Here is a 19,548-nt window from a genome sequence, read left to right as displayed (position 1 = left end):
GCTCGAACAGGCCCGTACACTTCGGGCATGGCAGCGATCTCTGTGGCTCCCCTCTCCGGCATCGAGACCGTCGATATCGCCCTCGGCGAGCGGAGCTATCCCATACGCATCGGCTCGGGTTTGCTGCGCGCGCCCGGAAGTTTTGCAGGCGTACCGCGCAGCCCGTTGGCCGTCATCGTCAGCAACACCACGGTGGCGCCGCTCTATGCGCAGTCCCTGCGGGACGCTCTGCGCGGCAGGCACGCACAGGTCGAGCTCATCACGCTGCCCGACGGCGAAAGCCACAAGGACTGGGCCACGCTGAACCTGATCTTCGACGCGCTGCTGGCCGGGGGCGCCGATCGCAAGACGATCCTCTATGCGCTGGGCGGTGGGGTGGTCGGCGACATGACCGGCTTCGCCGCAGCCAGCTACATGCGCGGGGTGCCCTTCGTGCAGGTCCCCACCACGCTGCTGGCGCAGGTCGACTCCTCCGTGGGTGGCAAGACGGGGATCAACCACCCGCGCGGCAAGAACATGATCGGTGCATTCCATCAGCCGGTCTGCGTCGTCGTCGATCTGGAGACGTTGAGCACGCTGCCGATGCGGGAGTTGCGCGCCGGCCTGGCCGAAGTCATCAAGTACGGGCCGATCGCCGATGCGAGCTTCCTGGGCTGGGTAGAGGCCAACCTGGATGCGTTGCTTGCTCGCGATGTGGCCACCCTGCGCCATGCCGTGCGACGGTCGTGCGAGATCAAGGCGGCCGTCGTCGGTCAGGACGAGCGCGAGGCCGGCCTGCGGGCCATTCTCAATTTCGGCCATACCTTCGGCCATGCGATCGAGGCAGGTCTGGGTTACGGAGAGTGGCTCCATGGCGAGGCTGTCGGTTGCGGCATGGCGATGGCAGCCGAAACCTCGGCGCGACTGGGCCTGCTGCCCGGGGGGGACGCGGAGCGCCTGATCCGGCTCATCGACCGTGCGGGTTTGCCGGTGACGGGGCCGGACCTGGGGGCGGATCGCTATCTCGAGCTCATGCGCCTCGACAAGAAGGCGGAAGCCGGCGAGATCAAGTTCGTGCTGCTCGACGCCATCGGGCATGCCGTGCTGCGCAGCGTGCCCGATGCAACCTTGCGCCAGGTCCTCGCTTCGCGCTGCACGTGATTCCCACGCTGCGCTGACGATGTCGCTCGCGTCCTACGCCAGCGATCCGGCCAGCGGCCGCGGCCGCCTTTACGCCGAAGCGCCCGCACCGACCCGGGACGATTACCAGCGCGATCGCGATCGCATCGTTCATTCCACCGCGTTCCGACGCCTCGTCTACAAGACCCAGGTCTTCCTGAACCATGAGGGCGACCTGTTCCGGACGCGGCTCACGCACTCGCTCGAGGTGGCGCAGCTCGCGCGTTCGATCGCCCGCGCTCTGCAGCTCAACGAAGACCTCACGGAAGCCATCGCGCTGGCGCACGATCTGGGGCACACCCCGTTCGGACATGCGGGGCAGGATGAGTTGAACGGCTGCTTGCGACGCATCGATCCGCAGGGCTCGGGGTTCGAGCACAACCTTCAGTCGCTGAGGGTCGTCGACCGACTCGAACAACGATACGCCAGCTTCGAAGGATTGAATCTCAGTTTCGAGACAAGGGAAGGCATCCTCAAGCACTGCTCCAGACGCAACGCTCAGGCGCTCGAGCTGCAGGAGCCGGGCGGTGTCGGGCGCCGTTTTCTCGACGGCACGCAGCCCAGCCTGGAGGCGCAGTTGTGCAACCTCGCCGACGAGATCGCCTACAACGCACACGATGTCGACGACGGTGTGCGTTCGGGTTTGATCGGTCTCGAGCAGCTCCGCGAAGTGCCCTTGGTGGCAACCCACATGGATGCAGCTCGATGTGAGCACCCTGGCCTCGAGGGCCGCAGGCTCTTGTTCGAAACCTTGCGGCGCTTGTTGTCTGCCCAGGTCTACGACGTGATCGATGCCACTCGCGACGCGCTGCGCCAGCATCGCATCGAGCAGGTGTCCGATGTGAGGATGTCGCCGTTGCTGGTGCAGTTCACGCCGACGATGCGGGACGAGAGCCTGGCGTTGAAGCGCTTTCTGTTCGTGCAGCTCTACCGCCACCCGCAGGTCGAGAGCACGACGCACCGTGCACGGTGCGTGGTCCGCGAACTGTTCGAGGCCTACGTGACGGGCGCTGCCGAACTGCCGTCGCCTGCGGCCGAAAGCGCCACGCCGTTCCGCGCCGTTACCGACTATGTGGCGGGCATGACGGATCGCTTCGCGATCAGCGAGCACCGGCGCATCACGGGCCGCACGGTCTTCGAAGACCACGGACGGGTGTCTGGAGGGTAGTCTCTACTCCCTTGTGAGCAAATCGCAACATCCCCGTGTTGACCCGCTACGGGGCTGTGGGAGGCGTCGATACAGTCATTTGCAGAGGTTGTCGAGGCAGCGCCACGACGGCCCGATTCGAGAATCTGCAGGAGACGTTTCCCATGAACAAGACCCTCATCGCATTGGCAGCGACATCGGTTTTCGCCGCGGCGGCACAGGCACAGAACTCGGTCACGCTATACGGCAGCGTGGATGCCGGGATCAACTATGTTTCGGGTCAGGACGCTGCCAAGACGCGCTTGGCGAGCGGCATCATGGAAGGCTCGCGCTGGGGCTTCAAGGGCAATGAAGATCTAGGGGGTGGCTACCGCACGCTCTTCGTGCTTGAAAGCCGTTTCGAGGCCGACACCGGCGCCATCAGCAATCGGGCCGCATCGGGCATCCAAGTTCCGGATCGCTTTCTCGATCTGCAGTTCCTCGGCGTGCCGCTGATCCCGCTGGCGCCGGGTGTGACGACCCAGACGGTCGTGAACCAGGTCGGCGCGCAACTGGGCAGCCAGATCGGCGTGAACCTGACCAACAACGCGTTCGACCGGCAGGCTTTCGTGGGTCTCGTCACGCCTGTGGGCGCGGTACTCGCCGGGCGTCAGTACACGCCGTGCTATGAGATGTTCTATGTGTTCGATTCGATGCAGACGGACTCCAGCCTGTCGGCGGCACAGATCGCCACGCTGCCCGCGTCCGTCGACATTCGCAAGAGCAACGCGCTTGCATACCGCCTGCAGAAGGATGGCTTCACCGCCACGCTGATGTATGCCTTCGGCGAAACCGGAGATTCCACCTCGAACAACCGCTACATGAGTGCCAATGCCTACTACAAGGGCAACGGCTTTGCGGTGGGAGCGTCCTACGGCACCAACAACAATGCCGTGGGTGACAAGGCGCTGACCAACACGCTGTTGGGCGCTCAGGCGGACCTGGGCCCCGGCAAGCTGTCGACGCTCTATGCCACTTTCAAGGACGACAACCCTGGCGTCGGCGCCGACGTGACCGCGGGATTGATCGCGCAAAACCCGAGCCCCGCGTTTGCGCCGCTCGCCACCCTGATTGGCAATGCCTTCGAGCGTGCGTTGCGCCAAGACTCGCGTCTGTTCCATGTGGGTTATCGCGTCAACTTCGGCCCGAGCACCGTGACGGTAGCCTACAACCGCTACGACGATCGCACCATCGCCGACGCGGATGTGCAGTCCTACGGCGCCGTCTACACCTATGCACTCTCGAAGCGCACCGACGTCAATTTCGTGCTGACCCGCTTCGACAACGACGACAACGCTCAGGCCGCCCCGGGCGGCGGCGGATTCTTCGGTGGTGTGACCTCCGAGGCAGGCAAGGGCGCTCACAACATCGCGCTGGCGCTACGTCACCGCTTCTGAGTCTCCCGCGGCAGGCGGCTCGCGCCGCTGCCGCGGTGTACGCTCGCGCGCCATGGCCCGATTGCCCCGTTTGATCGTTCCGGCACTGCCTCACGTGGTGAGCCAGCGTGCGCAGCACGGCCAGACGATGGTGCAGGATGACACGGACCGCCAGTCATTGATGCATTTGCTGCGCGAGGCGGCAGCGCAGCATCATGTCGCGCTGCACGCCTACTCGGTGCTCGAGTCGCGCCTCGATCTGGTGGCCACGCCCGAGCACGCGAGTGGCCTGAGCCTGGTCATGCAATCGGTGGCGCGCCGGCATGCATCGGCCTTCAACCGGCGCCACGGCCGCGTTGGCGGCTTGTGGGAAGGCCGCTTCCGGGCGGCCGTCATCGAACCGACCACGTGGTTGCTGCCTTGCATGGTGTATGTCGAGCGGCTGGGTCATCCCGTTCAGGCGGCAACGGCCGTGTCGCTGCCGTGTTCCAGCGAAGCGGCCCACCGTGGTCACGCTGCGGACCCGTTCCTGGTGCATCCGGCGGCGTATTGGGCGCTTGGCAATACGCCCTTCGAGCGAGAGATGGCCTATGGCGGCATGCTGGAGCACGCGTTGCCGGACCGTCAGGTGCAGGCCATCGAGGCAGCGCTGCGAGGGGGCTGGGCGTTGGGCTCCGAACGATTCGTGGCGCAACTGGCCTCGGCTTCGTCGCGGCCGGTCGCGCCGAGACCCAGAGGCCGGCCGCCAAAGCCTAGGCCGGCGCACCAAATTTGATATGTCACCATTTAATTTCGCACCAGTGTCGAGCGCGCGATAATAAGAATCCGACCCTTAATTTTTTGATTGTCAGTTTTGCTGCGCTGCCGTAATCTCTTGGCCGTTTCCCGCCAGGAGAGCGCCGTGACCTCGTCCGCCCCAAGCCAGCAAGACATCGACACCCTTCGTCTCGAAGGCCTCTACGACCCGGCCCACGAACACGATGCCTGCGGCGTCGGCTTCGTGGCGCACATCAAGGGCCTCAAGGCGCACAGCATCGTTGGCCAGGGGCTCAAGATCCTGGAGAACCTCGATCACCGCGGCGCCGTCGGGGCCGACAAGCTGATGGGCGACGGCGCGGGCATCCTGATCCAGATCCCCGACGAGTACTACCGCGCCGAGATGGCCCTGCAGGGCATCGAACTGCCGCCGCCCGGCGAATACGGCGTCGGCATGATCTTCCTGCCCAAGGAACACGCCTCGCGGCTGGCCTGCGAGCAGGCGCTGGAGCGCGCCGTGCATGCCGAAGGCCAGGTGCTGCTGGGCTGGCGCGACGTGCCGGTCGACCGGGCCATGCCGATGTCGCCCACGGTGCGGGCCAAGGAGCCGGTGATCCGCCAGATCTTCATCGGCCGCGGCGCCGACGTGATCGTGCCCGATGCGCTGGAGCGCAAGCTCTACGTGATCCGCAAGACGGCCTCGGCGGCGATCCAGAAGCTGCAGCTCACGCACAGCCATGAGTACTACGTGCCCAGCATGAGCTGCCGCACGATCATCTACAAGGGTTTGCTGCTTGCCGATCAGGTGGGTACTTACTATCTGGATCTGCAAGATGAACGAACGGTGTCGGCGCTGGCGCTGGTGCACCAGCGCTTCTCGACCAACACCTTCCCGGAATGGCCGCTGGCGCACCCCTACCGGATGGTGGCGCACAACGGCGAGATCAACACCGTCAAGGGCAACTTCAACTGGATGCGCGCCCGCCAGGGGGTGATGAAGTCGCCGGTGCTGGGTGATGACCTGAACAAGCTGTACCCGATCAGCTTCGACGGCCAGTCCGACACCGCGACCTTCGACAATGCGCTCGAGCTGCTGACGATGGCCGGCTACCCGCTGGCCCACGCCGCAATGATGATGATCCCGGAGGCCTGGGAGCAGCATGCGACGATGGACGAGCGTCGCCGCGCGTTCTACGAGTACCACGCCGCGATGCTGGAGCCCTGGGACGGCCCGGCCGCGATGGTGTTCACCGACGGCAAGCAGATCGGCGCCACGCTCGACCGCAACGGCCTGCGGCCGGCCCGCTACATCGTCACCGACGACGACCTGGTGGTGATGGCCTCCGAGTCCGGTGTGTTGCCGATCCCGGAGAACAAGATCGTCAAGAAGTGGCGCCTGCAGCCGGGCAAGATGTTCCTGATCGACCTGGAGCAGGGCCGCATCGTCGACGACGAGGAACTGAAGAACACCTACGCTTCGGCCAAGCCTTACCGGCAGTGGATCGAGAACGTGCGCATCAAGCTCGACGCGATCGCCGCACCGGCCGAGGCCGCGCCGGCCTTCGCGGAGAACCTGCTCGACCGCCAGCAGGCCTTCGGCTACACGCAGGAAGACATCAAGTTCCTGATGAGCCCGATGGCCCAGGCCGGCGAGGAAGGCATCGGCTCGATGGGCAACGACTCGCCGCTGGCCGTGCTGTCCGACAAGAACAAGCCGCTGTACAGCTACTTCAAGCAGATGTTCGCGCAGGTCACGAACCCGCCGATCGATCCGATCCGTGAAGCGATCGTGATGTCGCTGAACAGCTTCATCGGCCCCAAGCCCAACCTGCTGGACATCAATGCGGTCAACCCGCCGATGCGGCTGGAGGTGGCACAGCCTATCCTCGACTTCGAGGACATGGCGCGTCTGCGCAGCATCGAGAAGCCGACGCACGGCAAGTTCAAGTCCTACGAACTCAACATCGTCTACCCCTACGCCTGGGGCGGCGAGGGCGTGGAGGCCAAGCTGGCATCGCTGTGCGCCGAAGCGGTGGACGCGATCCAGGGCGGTCACAACATCCTGATCATCACCGACCGCCGCATGAGCCGCGACCAGATCGCGATCCCCGCGCTGCTGGCCCTGTCGGCGATCCACCAGCACCTGGTTCGCGAGGGCCTGCGCACGACGGCCGGCCTGGTGGTCGAGACCGGATCGGCGCGCGAGGTGCATCACTTCGGCGTGCTCGCCGGCTATGGCGCCGAGGCCGTGCACCCCTACCTCGCGATGGAGACGCTGGCCTCGCTGCACAAGGAGCTGCCGGGCGACCTGTCGGCCGAGAAGGCGATCTACAACTACGTCAAGGCGATCGGCAAGGGCCTGTCGAAGATCATGTCCAAGATGGGCGTGTCGACCTACATGTCCTACTGCGGTGCCCAGCTGTTCGAGGCGATCGGCCTCAACAAGCCGCTGGTCGAGAAGTACTTCCGCGGCACGGCTTCGCAGGTCGGCGGCATCGGCGTGTTCGAGGTGGCCGAAGAGGCGATCCGCATGCACAAGGCCGCCTTCGGCGACGACCCGGTGCTGGCGACGATGCTCGACGCCGGCGGTGAGTACGCCTGGCGCACGCGCGGCGAGGAGCACATGTGGACGCCGGACGCCATCGCGAAGCTGCAGCACAGCACGCGCGCGAACAAGTTCGACACCTACAAGGAATACGCCCAGTTGATCAATGACCAGTCGCGCCGGCACATGACGCTGCGCGGGCTGTTCGAGTTCAAGTTCGACCCCAGCAAGGCGATCCCGCTCGACCAGGTCGAACCGGCCAGCGAGATCGTCAAGCGCTTCGCCACCGGCGCCATGTCGCTCGGCTCCATCAGTACCGAGGCGCACAGCACGCTGGCGATCGCGATGAACCGCATCGGCGGCAAGTCCAACACCGGCGAGGGCGGCGAAGACCCGGCGCGCTACCGCAACGAGCTCAAGGGCATCCCGATCAAGCAGGGCACGCTGGTCAGCGAAGTCGTCGGCAGCAAGGTGATCGAGGCCGACTACGCGCTGAAGGAAGGCGATTCGCTGCGCTCGAAGATCAAGCAGGTGGCGTCGGGGCGCTTCGGTGTGACGACCGAGTACCTGGTCTCGGCCGACCAGATCCAGATCAAGATGGCGCAGGGCGCGAAGCCGGGCGAGGGCGGTCAGCTGCCGGGCGGCAAGGTGTCCGAGTACATCGGCATGCTGCGCTACTCGGTGCCGGGTGTCGGCCTGATCTCCCCGCCGCCGCACCACGACATCTACTCGATCGAGGACCTGGCGCAGCTGATCCACGACCTGAAGAACGCCAACCCGCGCGCCTCCATCAGCGTCAAGCTGGTGTCGGAGGTCGGTGTCGGCACCATCGCCGCCGGCGTCGCCAAGGCCAAGAGCGACCACGTGGTGATCGCCGGACACGACGGCGGCACCGGCGCCTCGCCGTGGTCCAGCATCAAGCACGCCGGCACGCCGTGGGAACTGGGCCTGGCCGAGACCCAGCAGACGCTGGTGCTCAACGGCCTGCGCGGCCGCATCCGCGTGCAGGCCGACGGCCAGATGAAGACCGGCCGCGACGTCGTGATCGGCGCGCTGCTCGGGGCCGACGAGTTCGGTTTCGCGACCGCGCCGCTGGTGGTCGAAGGCTGCATCATGATGCGCAAGTGCCACCTCAACACCTGTCCGGTGGGCGTGGCCACGCAGGACCCGGTGCTGCGCGCCAAGTTCCAGGGCAAGCCCGAGCACGTCGTCAACTACTTCTTCTTCGTCGCCGAGGAAGCGCGCCAGATCATGGCGCAACTGGGCATCCGCAGCTTCGACGAACTGGTCGGCCGCGCCGACCTGCTCGACACCAAGAAGGGCGTGTCGCACTGGAAGGCACGCGGCCTCGATTTCGGACGCGTGTTCCATCTGCCGCAGGTGGGCGCCGACGTTCCGCGTCGCCAGGTCGACGTGCAGGACCACGGCCTGGCCAAGGCGCTCGACGTGCGCCTGATCGAGAAGTGCCGTCCCGCCATCGAGCGTGGCGAGAAGGTCCAGTTCATGGACGAGACGCGCAACGTCAACCGCACCGTCGGCGCCATGCTGTCGGGCGAATTGATCCGCCACCGGCCCGAAGGCCTGCCCGACCATACCATCTTCATGCAGATGGAAGGCGTGGGCGGCCAGAGCTTCGGCGCCTTCCTGGCGCAGGGCATCACGCTCTACCTGATCGGCGATGCGAACGACTACACCGGCAAGGGCCTCAGCGGCGGCCGCGTGGTGGTGCGACCGAGCATCGACTTCCGGGGTGATGCCACGCAGAACATCATCGTCGGCAACACGGTGCTCTACGGGGCCACCAGCGGCGAGGCCTTCTTCCGCGGCGTGGCCGGCGAACGCTTCGCGGTGCGGCTTTCGGGCGCGACCACGGTGGTCGAAGGCACCGGTGACCACGGCTGCGAATACATGACCGGCGGCACGGTGGTCGTGCTCGGCAAGACCGGGCGCAACTTCGCGGCCGGCATGTCGGGCGGCATCGCCTACGTGTACGACGAGGACGGCAGCTTCTCGCAGCGTTGCAACACCGCGATGGTTGCGATGGACAAGGTACTCACGGCCGACGAACAGCGCAGCACCCAGGAGGCCGCCATCTTCCACAAGGGCGTGGCCGACGAGGTCTTGCTGCGCAAGCTGATCGAGGACCACCACCGCTGGACCGGCTCGCTGCGCGCGCGCGACATCCTCGACCACTGGCCCGCGGCACGCGGCAAGTTCGTCAAGGTCTTCCCGCACGAGTACAAGCGGGCGCTGGGCGAGATCCACGCCAAGAAGGAGGCCAGCGAGACCATCGCCAAGGCCAGGACCAACGACAAGAAGTCGAGCAGGGCCAAGGCCTGAGGCCGACCTGCCAGAGCGGCCGCACGGAGCATCACACCATGGGAAAAGTCACCGGATTTCTGGAATACGAGCGGCTCGAGGAAGGCTATGCGCCGGTCGAGCAGCGGCTCAAGCACTACAAGGAATTCGTCATCGGCCTGAAGGAGGACGAGGCCAAGGTCCAGAGCGCGCGCTGCATGGACTGCGGCACGCCGTTCTGCAACAGCGGCTGTCCGGTCAACAACATCATTCCCGACTTCAACGACCTGGTGTACCGCGGCGACTGGGCGAACGCGATCGCGGTGCTGCATAGCACGAACAACTTCCCCGAGTTCACCGGCCGCATCTGCCCGGCGCCCTGCGAGGCCGCCTGCACGCTCAACGTCAATGACGACGCGGTCGGCATCAAGAGCATCGAGCACGCCATCATCGATCGCGCGTGGGCCGAGGGCTGGGTGCAGGCCCAGCCGGCGCGCCACAAGACCGGCAAGACGGTGGCGGTCGTCGGCTCGGGGCCGGCCGGCATGGCGGCGGCACAGCAGCTCGCACGGGCCGGCCATGCGGTCACGCTGTTCGAGAAGAACGATCGCATCGGCGGCCTGCTGCGCTACGGCATCCCCGACTTCAAGATGGAGAAGTCGCACATCGATCGGCGCGTCGAGCAGATGAAGGCCGAAGGGGTGGTGTTCCGAACCGGGGTGCTGGTCGGTCACCTGCCGGAGGGCTCCAAGGTCACGAACTGGGCCAAGGAGATCGTGTCGCCCGAGCAACTGAAGGCCGAGTTCGATGCCGTCGTGCTGACCGGGGGCGCCGAGCAGAGTCGCGACCTGCCGGTGCCGGGGCGTGATCTCGACGGTGTGCACTTCGCGATGGAGTTCCTGCCGCAACAGAACAAGATCAATGCCGGCGACAAGCTCAAGGGCCAGATCCGTGCCGACGGCAAGCACGTCATCGTGATCGGCGGCGGCGACACCGGCAGCGACTGCGTCGGCACCAGCAACCGCCACGGCGCGAAGAGCGTGACCCAGTTCGAGCTGATGCCCATGCCGCCGGAGCAGGAGAACAAGGAGCTCACCTGGCCCTACTGGCCGTACAAGCTGCGCACCAGCTCCAGCCATGACGAGGGTTGCGAGCGCGAGTTCGCGATCGCCACCAAGGAGTTCATCGGCGACAAGGGCAAGGTCACGGCGCTGAAGACGGTGCGCGTCGAGTGGCAGGGCGGCAAGATGGTCGAGATGCCGGGCAGCGAGCAGGTGCTCAAGGCCGACCTGGTGCTGCTGGCGATGGGCTTCGTCAGCCCCGTGTCGACGGTGCTCGACGCCTTCGGCATCGACAAGGACAACCGCGGCAACGCCAAGGCCACGACCGACTTCACCGGGGGCTACCAGACCAACGTTCCCAAGGTGTTCGCCGCCGGCGACATCCGCCGCGGCCAGTCGCTCGTGGTGTGGGCGATCCGCGAAGGGCGCCAGGCCGCCCGCGCCGTGGACGAGTTCCTGATGGGATACAGCGACCTGCCCCGCTAGGGCCTGCCGGCAAGGCCGAGCCCGTGCGGACGGGCCGGCCTCCGGGCGCTGCGCAGCAGGCGGCCCGGGTATCCCCTATCATCCGTGGAGCCGGGTCGTCTGATTCGGCTTTTTCACTTCGGCCCATGACAAGTCCAACAGCGCCGTCGAACCCCGGCCGCGACCCGAACGCTCTCGTCGAACTCCAGCATGTCACGTGCGGCTACGGCGAGCGCGTGATCCTGCGCGACGTGGATCTCGTCGTGCCGCGCGGCAGCGTGCTCGCGCTGATGGGCACCTCGGGTGGCGGCAAGACGACGGTGCTGCGACTGATCGGTCGTCAGCTCGAGCCGATGAGCGGCAAGGTGCTGTTCGACGGCACCGACCTGGCCACGCTGGATCGCGACGCGCTTTATGCCGCGAGGCGCCGCATGGGCATGCTGTTCCAGTTCGGTGCCCTGTTCACCGACCTGTCGGTGTTCGACAACGTGGCATTCCCTCTGCGCGAACACAGCGGGCTCGGCGAAGCCATGATCCGCGATCTGGTGCTGATGAAGCTCAACGCGGTCGGCCTGCGCGGTGCCCGCGACCTGATGCCGAGCGAGGTGTCCGGCGGCATGGCGCGCCGTGTGGCGCTGGCCCGGGCGATCGCGCTCGACCCCGAACTGATGCTTTACGACGAGCCCTTCGCGGGCCTGGACCCGATCTCGATGGGCGTGGCCGCACGCCTGATCCGCGAACTCAACCGGGCGCTCGGCATCACCAGCATCGTGGTCTCGCACGATGTCGACGAGACCTTCTCGATTGCCGACCAGGTGGTCTTCATTGCCAATGGCGGTGTGGTCGCGCAAGGCACGCCAGCCGAGATGCGGGCCAGCGAGGATCCGCTGGTGCGGCAGTTCGTCGACGCCCAGGCCGACGGCCCGGTGCGCTTCCATTACCCCGCCGCGAGTGCGAACGAGGACTTCCAGGTGGGCCCCGCATGAGCTGGTACCGCCCGTCGGACGTCGGGTACGCGGTACGCGCCCAGCTCACAGGCCTGGGTGCCGCGGCGCGCCTGTTCGGGCGCATGCTTGCGAGCTTCGGGCCGGCCCTGCGGCGCGGGCGGTTGGTGGTCGACCAGGTGCATTTCCTGGGCAACCACTCGCTCGCGATCATCACCGTGTCGGGCCTGTTCGTCGGCTTCGTGCTCGGCTTGCAGGGCTACTACACGCTGCAGCGCTACGGCTCGTCGGAAGCGCTCGGCCTGCTCGTCGCGCTGTCGCTGGTGCGCGAACTCGGCCCGGTGGTCACCGCACTGCTGTTCGCCGGGCGTGCCGGCACCTCGCTCACGGCCGAGATCGGCCTCATGAAGGCCGGCGAGCAACTCACCGCGATGGAGATGATGGCGGTCGACCCGGTGCAGCGCGTGCTCGCGCCGCGCTTCTGGGGCGGTGTCTTCGCGATGCCGCTGCTGGCAGCGGTGTTCAGTGCCGTCGGCATCCTGGGAGGCTGGGCGGTCGGCGTGCTGCTGATCGGCATCGACGCCGGCGGATTCTGGTCGCAGATGCAGGGTGGGGTCGACGTGTTCAAGGATGTCGGCAACGGCATCGTCAAGAGCATGGTGTTCGGTGTCACGGTGACGTTCGTGGCGCTGTGGGAGGGCTACACCTGCCAACCGACGCCGGAGGGTGTGTCCCGGGCTACCACACGCACCGTCGTGATGGCCTCGCTTGCCGTGCTCGGGCTCGATTTCGTGCTGACGGCGATGATGTTCTCGATTTGACGACGGACGACGCGCCCGTCAGGAGTAGGAAGATGCAGAAATCCAAGCATGACGTGTGGGTCGGTCTGTTCGTGATGATCGGTGCCGCGGCGATCGTGTTCCTGGCCCTGAAGGCCGGCAACCTGCTGAGCCTGAGCTTCGACGACACCTACACGGTCTCGGCTCGCTTCGACAACATCGGCGGGCTCAAGGTGCGCGCGCCGGTGAAGAGCGCCGGTGTGGTGGTCGGGCGCGTGGTGGCGATCGGCTTCGATGCCGACACCTACCAGGCCCGCGTCGAGATCGATCTCGAGAAGCGCTTCGGCTTCCCGGCGGACAGTTCGGCCAAAATCCTCACGTCCGGGCTGCTCGGCGAGCAGTACATCGGCCTCGAGCCGGGCACCGAGGAGAAGCTGATGGTCACCGGCGACAAGATCCGCGTTACGCAGTCGGCGGTGGTGCTGGAGAACCTGATCAGCCAGTTCCTGTACAGCAAGTCATCCGACTCGAACAACGGCGAGGGAGCGAAGAAGTGAAATCGGGTGTCTGTCGATCGGCGATCCTGGCGGTGGCCCTGGCGCTCGGCCTGGGCGGCTGTGCCACCGTCGAGCAGCCCGACCCGCTGGAGAAGCTCAACCGCAAGACCTTCGCGTTCAACGAGACGGTGGACCAGTACCTGATCGCGCCGCCGGCGCGCGTCTATCGCGAGGTCGTGCCCTCGGTCGCCCGCCAGGGCATCGACAATTTCTTCAACAACCTGCGCGATGTCTGGTCGGCCTTCAACCTGATCCTGCAGGGCCGCTTCGGCGACAGTGCGAACGACGTGATGCGTTTCGGCACGAACACCGTGTTCGGCCTCGTCGGCTTCGTCGACTGGGCTTCCGCGCTGGGCCTCGCGCCGCACTACGAGGATTTTGGCCAGACCCTGGGCGTCTGGGGCTTCGATGCCGGCGCTTACCTGGTGCTGCCGGTGCTGGGGCCGTCGTCGGCGCGCGATGCGGTCGGCCTGCCGGTCGACCTGCTGGCCTCGCCGGACCAGGTGGTCGAATCGGTGCGGTTGCGCAACGCGCTGACCGGCCTGCGCGTGATCAACACGCGCGCGGGGCTGCTCGACGCCACCGGGCTGCTCGACGACATCGCGCTCGACAAGTACAGCTTCGTGCGCGACGCCTACCTGCAGCGCCGCCGCAGCCTGGTGGAAGACGGCCGGCGTCGCGATGCCGGCGCGGTCGAAGAGGATTACGTCCCCGACGAACCGGCCGCACCCGCCTCGGCGCCTGCGGAGCCCGCCAGTGCGCCAGCGCCACAGGCCCGACCCTGAGCGCGGCGTGGTGATGCGCCCGATCCCGAAACCCCGGGCGCTGCGCCGCGTTGAACCTCATTGCAACGTCATGTAGCGTTGCGAACTTGTCGCCGCAAACGGTCTCCAAAAGGCTCGATCGTGGTCGGTTCCACTGAAAGGCAAACATGCTGAAACGTCAATTCCTGTCGCTGAGTCTGGTCGCCCTCGGCCTGGCGCACGGCGTCGCGCTGGCCCAGACCGCGGCGCAGACGCCCGACGGCCTGGTCAAGCAGGTGTCCACCGAGGTGCTCGATTCCATCAAGGCCGACAAGGCCATCCAGGGCGGCGACACCCAGCGCATCCTCGCGCTGGTCGACGCCAAGATCCTGCCGCACGTCGACTTCGACGCCATGACCGAGTTCGCCGCCGGCAAGGCGGCCTGGAGTCAGGCGACGCCGGACCAGCGCGCCCGCCTCCAGGACGAGTTCAAGGTGATGCTGGTGCGCCAGTACGCGGCGGCGTTCGCGCAGGTGCGCGACCAGACGATCGAGTTCGGCCGGGTCGTCAAGAGTCCGGACAACCCCGGCGAGGTCATCGTGCGCACCAAGATCGTCGGCCAGCGCGATCCGGTGCCCATCAACTACTACCTGCGTCGGACCGGCGATGCCTGGAAGATCCACGACCTGGACGTGCTGGGCATCCGCCTCGGCCTGAGCTACCAGCAGCAGTGGATGCCCATCATCAAGGCCAAGGGCATGGACGCCCTGATCGCCGAACTGGCCCAGCGCAACAAGAGCGCTGGGGCCCGGGGCTGAGCGGGCATGCTGCTGCTGCCCGAGACGCTGACTCTGAACGAAGCGCGTGACACGCTGCGGCTGCTCAAGGTCTCGCTGGAGCGCGAGGCCGAGCCGCTGCTGGTGATCGACGGATCGCAGCTGCAGCGCTTCGACTCCACGGCACTGGCCGTGCTCCTCGAATGCCGTCGGCTCGCCCAGGCCTGGGGCAAGCGTTTCGAGCTGACGGCCTTGCCCGAGAAGCTCAGCGAACTGTCCCGGCTCTACGGGATCGACGATTTGCTCACGCCCTCGCCAGTGCAGGCGTGAGTTCGGTGCCCTGGCGGGCGCGGTGCGGGACGGGTGTCGGTTTACCATCGACGCTCACTCGACCGTGTCGTGCGCGAAGCCCATGTCCAGCCAACTCGAGCAGCTCAAGGCCTACACCACCGTGGTCGCCGACACTGGCGACTTCAAGCAGATCGCGGCCTTCGCGCCGCGCGATGCCACCACCAACCCGTCGCTGATCCTGAAGGCCGTCAGCCAGCCGGCCTATGCGCCGCTGCTGGCGCAGACCGCCGCGGCGCACCGCGGCCAGCCGCTCGACGCGATCGTCGACCGCGTGCTGGTGCGCTTCGGCTGCGAGATTCTCAACGTCGTCCCGGGACGCGTTTCGACCGAGGTCGACGCCCGGTTGAGCTTCGATGCCGCGGCCACCGTGGCGCGGGCCCAGCGCATCATGGCGCTGTACGAATCCGAGGGCATCGCTCGCGAGCGCGTGCTGATCAAGATCGCGGCCACCTGGGAAGGCATCCAGGCCGCCAAGGCGCTCGAGCACCACGGCATCCACTGCAACCTGACCCTGCTGTTCGCGTTCTGCCAGGCGGTGGCCTGCGGCGAGTCGGGCGTGCGGCTGATCTCGCCCTTCGTCGGGCGCATCCACGACTGGCACAAGAAGGCGGCCGGCGCGCGCTGGGACGAGGCCGCCAATGCCGGTGCCAACGATCCCGGCGTGAAGTCGGTGGCGCAGATCTGGCGCTACTTCCGCAAGTTCGGCATCGAGACCGAGGTCATGGGCGCCAGCTTTCGCAACACCGGGCAGATCCTGGCGCTGGCCGGCTGCGACCTGCTGACGATCTCGCCGGAGCTCCTGGCCCAGCTGCAGGCCAGCGAGGCGACGGTGGTGCGGGCACTCGACGTCGATGCCGCGCTGCACTGCGATGCCAAGGCGCTGAGCTTCAACGAGGCGAGCTTCCGCTACGCACTCAACGAGGACGCGATGGCCACCGAAAAACTCGCCGAGGGCATCCGTGCCTTCGCGGTCGACGCCGCGCAGCTCGACCGGCTGATCCAGGCGCTGTGATGTCCGCTTCCTGGGTGCGTGGCGACCGCACGGCGGCCTGGGCGGACTTGAGCGCGCATTTCGCCGCGTCGGCCGCGAACTTCGACCTGCGCACCGCCTTCGCCGCCGATGCGCGGCGCTTCGAGCACTTCGGTATCGAGGCTCCCCACCTGTTCGCCGACCTGTCGAAGAACTGGCTGGATGCGCCGACGCTGGCGCTGCTGCTGCGCCTGGCGCGCGAGGTCGGCCTGGAAGGGCAGCGCGACGCGATGCTCGCCGGTGCGCCGCTGAACAACACCGAAGGCCGCGCCGTGCTGCACACCGCGCTGCGGGCGCCGCGCGACGCAGCGCCCCACGGCAGCGAGGTGCACGCGACGCTCGATGCGATGCTGGCCTTTGCCGAGCACGTGCGCGACACCGCGCACAGCGGCATCACCGATGTTGTGAACATCGGCATCGGCGGCTCCGACCTCGGCCCGCAGATGGCGGTGCCCGCGCTGCAGGCCTACACGCAGGCCGGCCTGCGCAGCCATTTCGTCTCCAACCTCGACGGCCACGAGCTTGCGCCGCTGCTGACGCAGCTGGATCCGCAGCGCACGCTGTTCATCGTCGCGTCCAAGACCTTCACCACCCAGGAGACGATGGCCAATGCCGAGACGGCCAAGGCCTGGTTCCTGGCCCGCGGCGGGCGGGACCTGGCGCGGCACTTCGTCGCGACCACCACCAACGTCGACGCCGCGGTGGCCTTCGGCATCGACACCACCTTCGGCTTCTGGGACTGGGTCGGCGGCCGCTACTCGCTGTGGTCGGCCATCGGCCTGCCGGTGGCCATCGCGCTCGGCGCCACGCACTTCCGCGCCCTGCTGGGCGGCGCCCATGCGATGGATCGCCATTTCGCGACGGCGCCGCTGGAGCGCAACCTGCCGGTGCTGCTGGGCCTGCTCGACGTCTGGTACCGCAACTTCCACGGCCTGGCGAGCCGCAGCGTCGCGCCCTATCACCAAGGCCTGCGCCGCCTGCCGGCCTATCTGCAGCAGCTCGAGATGGAGAGCAACGGCAAGCGCGTCGACCGCGACGGCGAGCCGCTGCCGTTCGCGACCTCGCCGGTGGTGTGGGGCGAGCCGGGCACCAACGGCCAGCATGCCTATTTCCAGATGCTGCATCAGGGCAGCGACGTGATTCCGGTCGAGTTCATTGCCGTGCGCGACACCAGCCACGCGCGCCTCGATCTGCCGCCGGCGCTGCAGCCATTGCTGGCCGATCAGCAGCGCAAGCTGCTGGCGAACTGCCTGGCGCAGTCTCAGGCGCTGATGACGGGCAAGAGCGAGGCGCAGGCGCTGGCCGAGCGGGCGCCGACGGCCGCGGCCGACATGCCGCGCGAGGTGCTGGCGCGCCACCGCAGCTTCCCGGGCAACCGGCCGAGCAGCACGCTGCTGCTGGATCGCCTGGACCCGGCCGCGCTGGGCGCGCTGATCGCGATGTACGAGCACCGCGTCTTCACCAGCGGCGTGGTGTGGGGCATCAACAGCTTCGACCAGTGGGGGGTCGAGCTCGGCAAGGCAATGTGCAACGAGCTGCTGCCGCGCCTGGGCAGCGGGGACACGGGCGGACTCGACGCCTCCACGGCCGGCCTGCTGCGGAAGCTGCGCGGGTGAGGCACCCGGCCGTCGTCTTCGATTTCGGCGGGGTCGTGTTCCGCTGGCAGCCGCTGGCGCTGCTGCGGCAGGTGCTGCCGCAGCACGCCGCCGACGACAGCGGCGCACGCGCGCTGGCCGAGCGCATCTTCCAGGGCTTTCGCCTCGGCAGCGACTGGGCTGAGTTCGACCGTGGCAGCCTCCAGGCCGACGCGCTGGCGGCGCGCATCGCCGCGCGCACCGGACTGGCCGCCGCCGAGGTGAGGGCGGTGATCGACGCGATCCCGCCCCACCTCGAGGCCGAGCCCGGCACGGTGGCGCTGTTGCGCGCGCTGCGCGACGCCCGGCGGCCGCTGTTCTACCTGTCGAATATGCCGGCACCGTATGCCGACCACCTCGAACGCCGGCACGACTTCCTGGCGTGGTTCGAGGCCGGGCTGTTCTCGGCGCGCATCGGCCTGATGAAGCCCGAGCCGGCGATCTTCCGGCGCGCCGAACTCGACTTCGGCATCGACCCGGCGCGCAGCCTGTTCATCGACGACCACGCCGGCAACATCGAGGCGGCCCGCGCGGCCGGCTGGCGCGCGCTGCACTTCACCGGGCCGGCCGACTGCGAGGCGGCGCTGCGCGAGCAGGGCTGGCTCTAGGGGCCGTCAGCGCGGCGTCGCGAGCCAGCGCTCGGCCAGCCGCACCCACAGCGTTGCCCCGAGCGGGATCAGGTCGTCGTTGAAGTCGTAGCTCGGGTTGTGCAGCATGCAAGGGCCCAGGCCGTGTCCGCCCTCGCGGTGCGCGCCGTCGCCGTTGCCGATGACGAAATAGCAGCCGGGCCGGTGCTGCAGGTAGTAGCTGAAATCCTCGGCTCCCATCGTCGGCTCGAACTCCAGCACGTTCTCGGCGCCCACCACCTCGGTCATCACCGACTGCGCGAACGCGGTCTCCGCCGCATGGTTGATGGTGGGCGGATAGTTGCGCGAGAACTCGAAGCGGCAGCGCGTCTCGAAGGCCGCGCAGGTGGCGTCGGCGACGGTCCGCATGCGCTGCTCGATCAGGTCGAGCACCTCGGTCGTGAAGGTGCGCACGGTGCCGCGGATCTCGCAGCTGTCGGGCACGACATTGGTGGCCTCGCCGGTGTGGATCATCGTCACGGAGATCACGCCGGTGTCGAGCGGGCGCTTGTTGCGCGTGATGATGGTCTGGAAGGCCTGCACCATCTGGCAGGCCACCGGGACCGGATCGACACCGAGATGAGGCATCGCCGCGTGCGCGCCCTTGCCCTGGATGGTGATGCGGAACTCGTTGCTGCTTGCGAACACCGGACCGGTCTTCAGCGCGAACTGGCCCACCTTCAGCCCAGGCCAGTTGTGGGCGCCGAACACGGCCTCCATCGGGAAGCGCTCGAACAACCCCTCCTTGATCATCTCGCGCGCGCCGCCGCCGCCTTCCTCGGCCGGCTGGAAGATCAGGTAGACGGTGCCGTCGAAGTTCCGGTGCCTGGAGAAGTGCTGGGCGGCCGCGAGCAGCATCGCGGTGTGACCATCGTGGCCGCAGGCGTGCATCTTGCCGGCGTGGCGGCTGGCGTGGGGGAAGGTGTTGTGCTCGGTGATCGGCAGCGCGTCGATGTCCGCACGCAGGCCGATCGCGCGGTCTGACGAGCCATTCTTGACGATGCCGACCACACCGGTCGTGCCCAGCCCGCGATGCACCGGGATACCCCAGTCGCCCAGGGTCCGGGCGATCACGTCCGCGGTGCGGCGCTCCTCGAAGCACAGCTCGGGGTGGGCGTGCAGGTCTCGGCGGATCGCGGTGACCGCGGCACTGTCGGCGAGGATGGATTCGATCAACTGCATCGGCGTCTCCCCAGCGGGCGAAGATTCCACCTTGGCATGGTAATGCCGCGCCCGGCGACGCAGCCGCGACAGGGTCGTTCT

Annotated in this window: 16 protein-coding genes; 15 read left to right on the top strand and 1 reads right to left on the bottom strand. The window is 67.4% G+C overall.

Annotated features, from left to right (window positions below):
- The first annotated feature begins 27 nt into the window (after window positions 1–27).
- The 15 genes from aroB to C1M51_RS05120 all read left to right on the top strand — a co-directional run bounded on the left by aroB (window position 28) and on the right by C1M51_RS05120 (window position 18,267).
- Complete coding sequence (gene aroB / locus C1M51_RS05190) at window positions 28–1,140, top strand: 3-dehydroquinate synthase (RefSeq protein WP_129448538.1); 1,113 nt, start codon at window positions 28–30, stop codon at window positions 1,138–1,140.
- Window positions 1,141–1,159: 19 nt separating this feature from the next.
- Complete coding sequence (locus tag C1M51_RS05185; RefSeq protein WP_129448537.1) at window positions 1,160–2,326, top strand: deoxyguanosinetriphosphate triphosphohydrolase; 1,167 nt, start codon at window positions 1,160–1,162, stop codon at window positions 2,324–2,326.
- 143 nt (window positions 2,327–2,469) lie between these two features.
- The gene (locus C1M51_RS05180) at window positions 2,470–3,741 is read left to right on the top strand and encodes a porin (protein ID WP_129448536.1); all 1,272 of its coding nucleotides are present in this window, start codon (window positions 2,470–2,472) and stop codon (window positions 3,739–3,741) included.
- Between the two features lie 97 nt (window positions 3,742–3,838).
- Window positions 3,839–4,495 carry a transposase gene (locus C1M51_RS05175; RefSeq protein ID WP_242499978.1) on the top strand — a complete coding sequence of 219 codons (657 nt, stop codon included), beginning with the start codon at window positions 3,839–3,841 and terminating at the stop codon, window positions 4,493–4,495.
- 126 nt (window positions 4,496–4,621) lie between these two features.
- Entirely contained in the window at window positions 4,622–9,361 is a 4,740-nt protein-coding gene (locus C1M51_RS05170) for a glutamate synthase-related protein (protein ID WP_129448534.1), read from the top strand.
- 38 nt (window positions 9,362–9,399) lie between these two features.
- Window positions 9,400–10,866, top strand: a complete 1,467-nt coding sequence (locus tag C1M51_RS05165; protein WP_129448533.1) for a glutamate synthase subunit beta — start codon at window positions 9,400–9,402, stop codon at window positions 10,864–10,866.
- 125 nt (window positions 10,867–10,991) lie between these two features.
- Window positions 10,992–11,831 (top strand): ABC transporter ATP-binding protein, encoded by an 840-nt coding sequence (locus tag C1M51_RS05160; RefSeq protein ID WP_129448532.1) that lies wholly within the window; start codon window positions 10,992–10,994, stop codon window positions 11,829–11,831.
- Window positions 11,828–12,610, top strand: a complete 783-nt coding sequence (gene mlaE, locus C1M51_RS05155; protein WP_129448531.1) for a lipid asymmetry maintenance ABC transporter permease subunit MlaE — start codon at window positions 11,828–11,830, stop codon at window positions 12,608–12,610. The genes C1M51_RS05160 and mlaE overlap by 4 nt, the downstream gene beginning before the upstream one ends.
- Window positions 12,611–12,642: 32 nt before the next feature.
- On the top strand, window positions 12,643–13,125 hold the full coding sequence (mlaD, locus tag C1M51_RS05150) for an outer membrane lipid asymmetry maintenance protein MlaD (protein ID WP_011830675.1): 483 nt from the start codon (window positions 12,643–12,645) through the stop codon (window positions 13,123–13,125).
- Window positions 13,122–13,910: a VacJ family lipoprotein gene (locus C1M51_RS05145; protein WP_129448530.1), complete on the top strand. Its 789-nt coding sequence runs from the start codon at window positions 13,122–13,124 to the stop codon at window positions 13,908–13,910. Before mlaD ends, C1M51_RS05145 begins: the two co-directional genes overlap by 4 nt.
- A 146-nt stretch (window positions 13,911–14,056) precedes the next feature.
- Entirely contained in the window at window positions 14,057–14,686 is a 630-nt protein-coding gene (locus tag C1M51_RS05140) for a phospholipid-binding protein MlaC (RefSeq protein WP_129448529.1), read from the top strand.
- Between the two features lie 6 nt (window positions 14,687–14,692).
- Window positions 14,693–14,974: a lipid asymmetry maintenance protein MlaB gene (locus C1M51_RS05135; protein ID WP_129448528.1), complete on the top strand. Its 282-nt coding sequence runs from the start codon at window positions 14,693–14,695 to the stop codon at window positions 14,972–14,974.
- 82 nt (window positions 14,975–15,056) lie between these two features.
- On the top strand, window positions 15,057–16,007 hold the full coding sequence (gene tal / locus C1M51_RS05130; protein ID WP_036231346.1) for a transaldolase: 951 nt from the start codon (window positions 15,057–15,059) through the stop codon (window positions 16,005–16,007).
- Window positions 16,007–17,641, top strand: coding sequence for a glucose-6-phosphate isomerase (pgi, locus tag C1M51_RS05125; protein ID WP_129448527.1), 1,635 nt, complete (start codon window positions 16,007–16,009; stop codon window positions 17,639–17,641). The genes tal and pgi overlap by 1 nt, the downstream gene beginning before the upstream one ends.
- Window positions 17,638–18,267: an HAD family phosphatase gene (locus C1M51_RS05120; protein ID WP_129448526.1), complete on the top strand. Its 630-nt coding sequence runs from the start codon at window positions 17,638–17,640 to the stop codon at window positions 18,265–18,267. The genes pgi and C1M51_RS05120 overlap by 4 nt, the downstream gene beginning before the upstream one ends.
- A 6-nt stretch (window positions 18,268–18,273) precedes the next feature.
- Here the strand turns inward: C1M51_RS05120 and C1M51_RS05115 are convergent, their stop codons facing one another.
- Entirely contained in the window at window positions 18,274–19,467 is a 1,194-nt protein-coding gene (locus C1M51_RS05115; RefSeq protein ID WP_129448525.1) for a M20 aminoacylase family protein, read from the bottom strand.
- Between the last annotated feature and the right edge of the window lie 81 nt (window positions 19,468–19,548).

Origin of the sequence: Methylibium sp. Pch-M (assembly GCF_004136295.1) — a bacterium.
Lineage (GTDB): Bacteria > Pseudomonadota > Gammaproteobacteria > Burkholderiales > Burkholderiaceae_C > Methylibium > Methylibium petroleiphilum.
The sequence above is the reverse complement of the archived record's forward strand: the minus strand, read 5'-3'. Positions and strand labels throughout refer to the sequence as shown.

Bases quoted from the DNA above. Each gene is read 5' to 3' on its own strand.
- C1M51_RS05185 (WP_129448537.1), top strand. From the start codon at position 1,160: ATGTCGCTCGCGTCCTACGCCAGCGATCCGGCCAGCGGCCGCGGCCGC.
- C1M51_RS05180 (WP_129448536.1), top strand. From the start codon at position 2,470: ATGAACAAGACCCTCATCGCATTGGCAGCGACATCGGTTTTCGCCGCG.
- mlaE (WP_129448531.1), top strand. From the start codon at position 11,828: ATGAGCTGGTACCGCCCGTCGGACGTCGGGTACGCGGTACGCGCCCAG.
- C1M51_RS05140 (WP_129448529.1), top strand. From the start codon at position 14,057: ATGCTGAAACGTCAATTCCTGTCGCTGAGTCTGGTCGCCCTCGGCCTG.
- C1M51_RS05115 (WP_129448525.1), bottom strand. From the start codon at position 19,467: ATGCAGTTGATCGAATCCATCCTCGCCGACAGTGCCGCGGTCACCGCG.
- aroB (WP_129448538.1), top strand. From the start codon at position 28: ATGGCAGCGATCTCTGTGGCTCCCCTCTCCGGCATCGAGACCGTCGAT.
- tal (WP_036231346.1), top strand. From the start codon at position 15,057: ATGTCCAGCCAACTCGAGCAGCTCAAGGCCTACACCACCGTGGTCGCC.
- C1M51_RS05135 (WP_129448528.1), top strand. From the start codon at position 14,693: ATGCTGCTGCTGCCCGAGACGCTGACTCTGAACGAAGCGCGTGACACG.
- mlaD (WP_011830675.1), top strand. From the start codon at position 12,643: ATGCAGAAATCCAAGCATGACGTGTGGGTCGGTCTGTTCGTGATGATC.
- pgi (WP_129448527.1), top strand. From the start codon at position 16,007: ATGTCCGCTTCCTGGGTGCGTGGCGACCGCACGGCGGCCTGGGCGGAC.
- C1M51_RS05160 (WP_129448532.1), top strand. From the start codon at position 10,992: ATGACAAGTCCAACAGCGCCGTCGAACCCCGGCCGCGACCCGAACGCT.
- C1M51_RS05165 (WP_129448533.1), top strand. From the start codon at position 9,400: ATGGGAAAAGTCACCGGATTTCTGGAATACGAGCGGCTCGAGGAAGGC.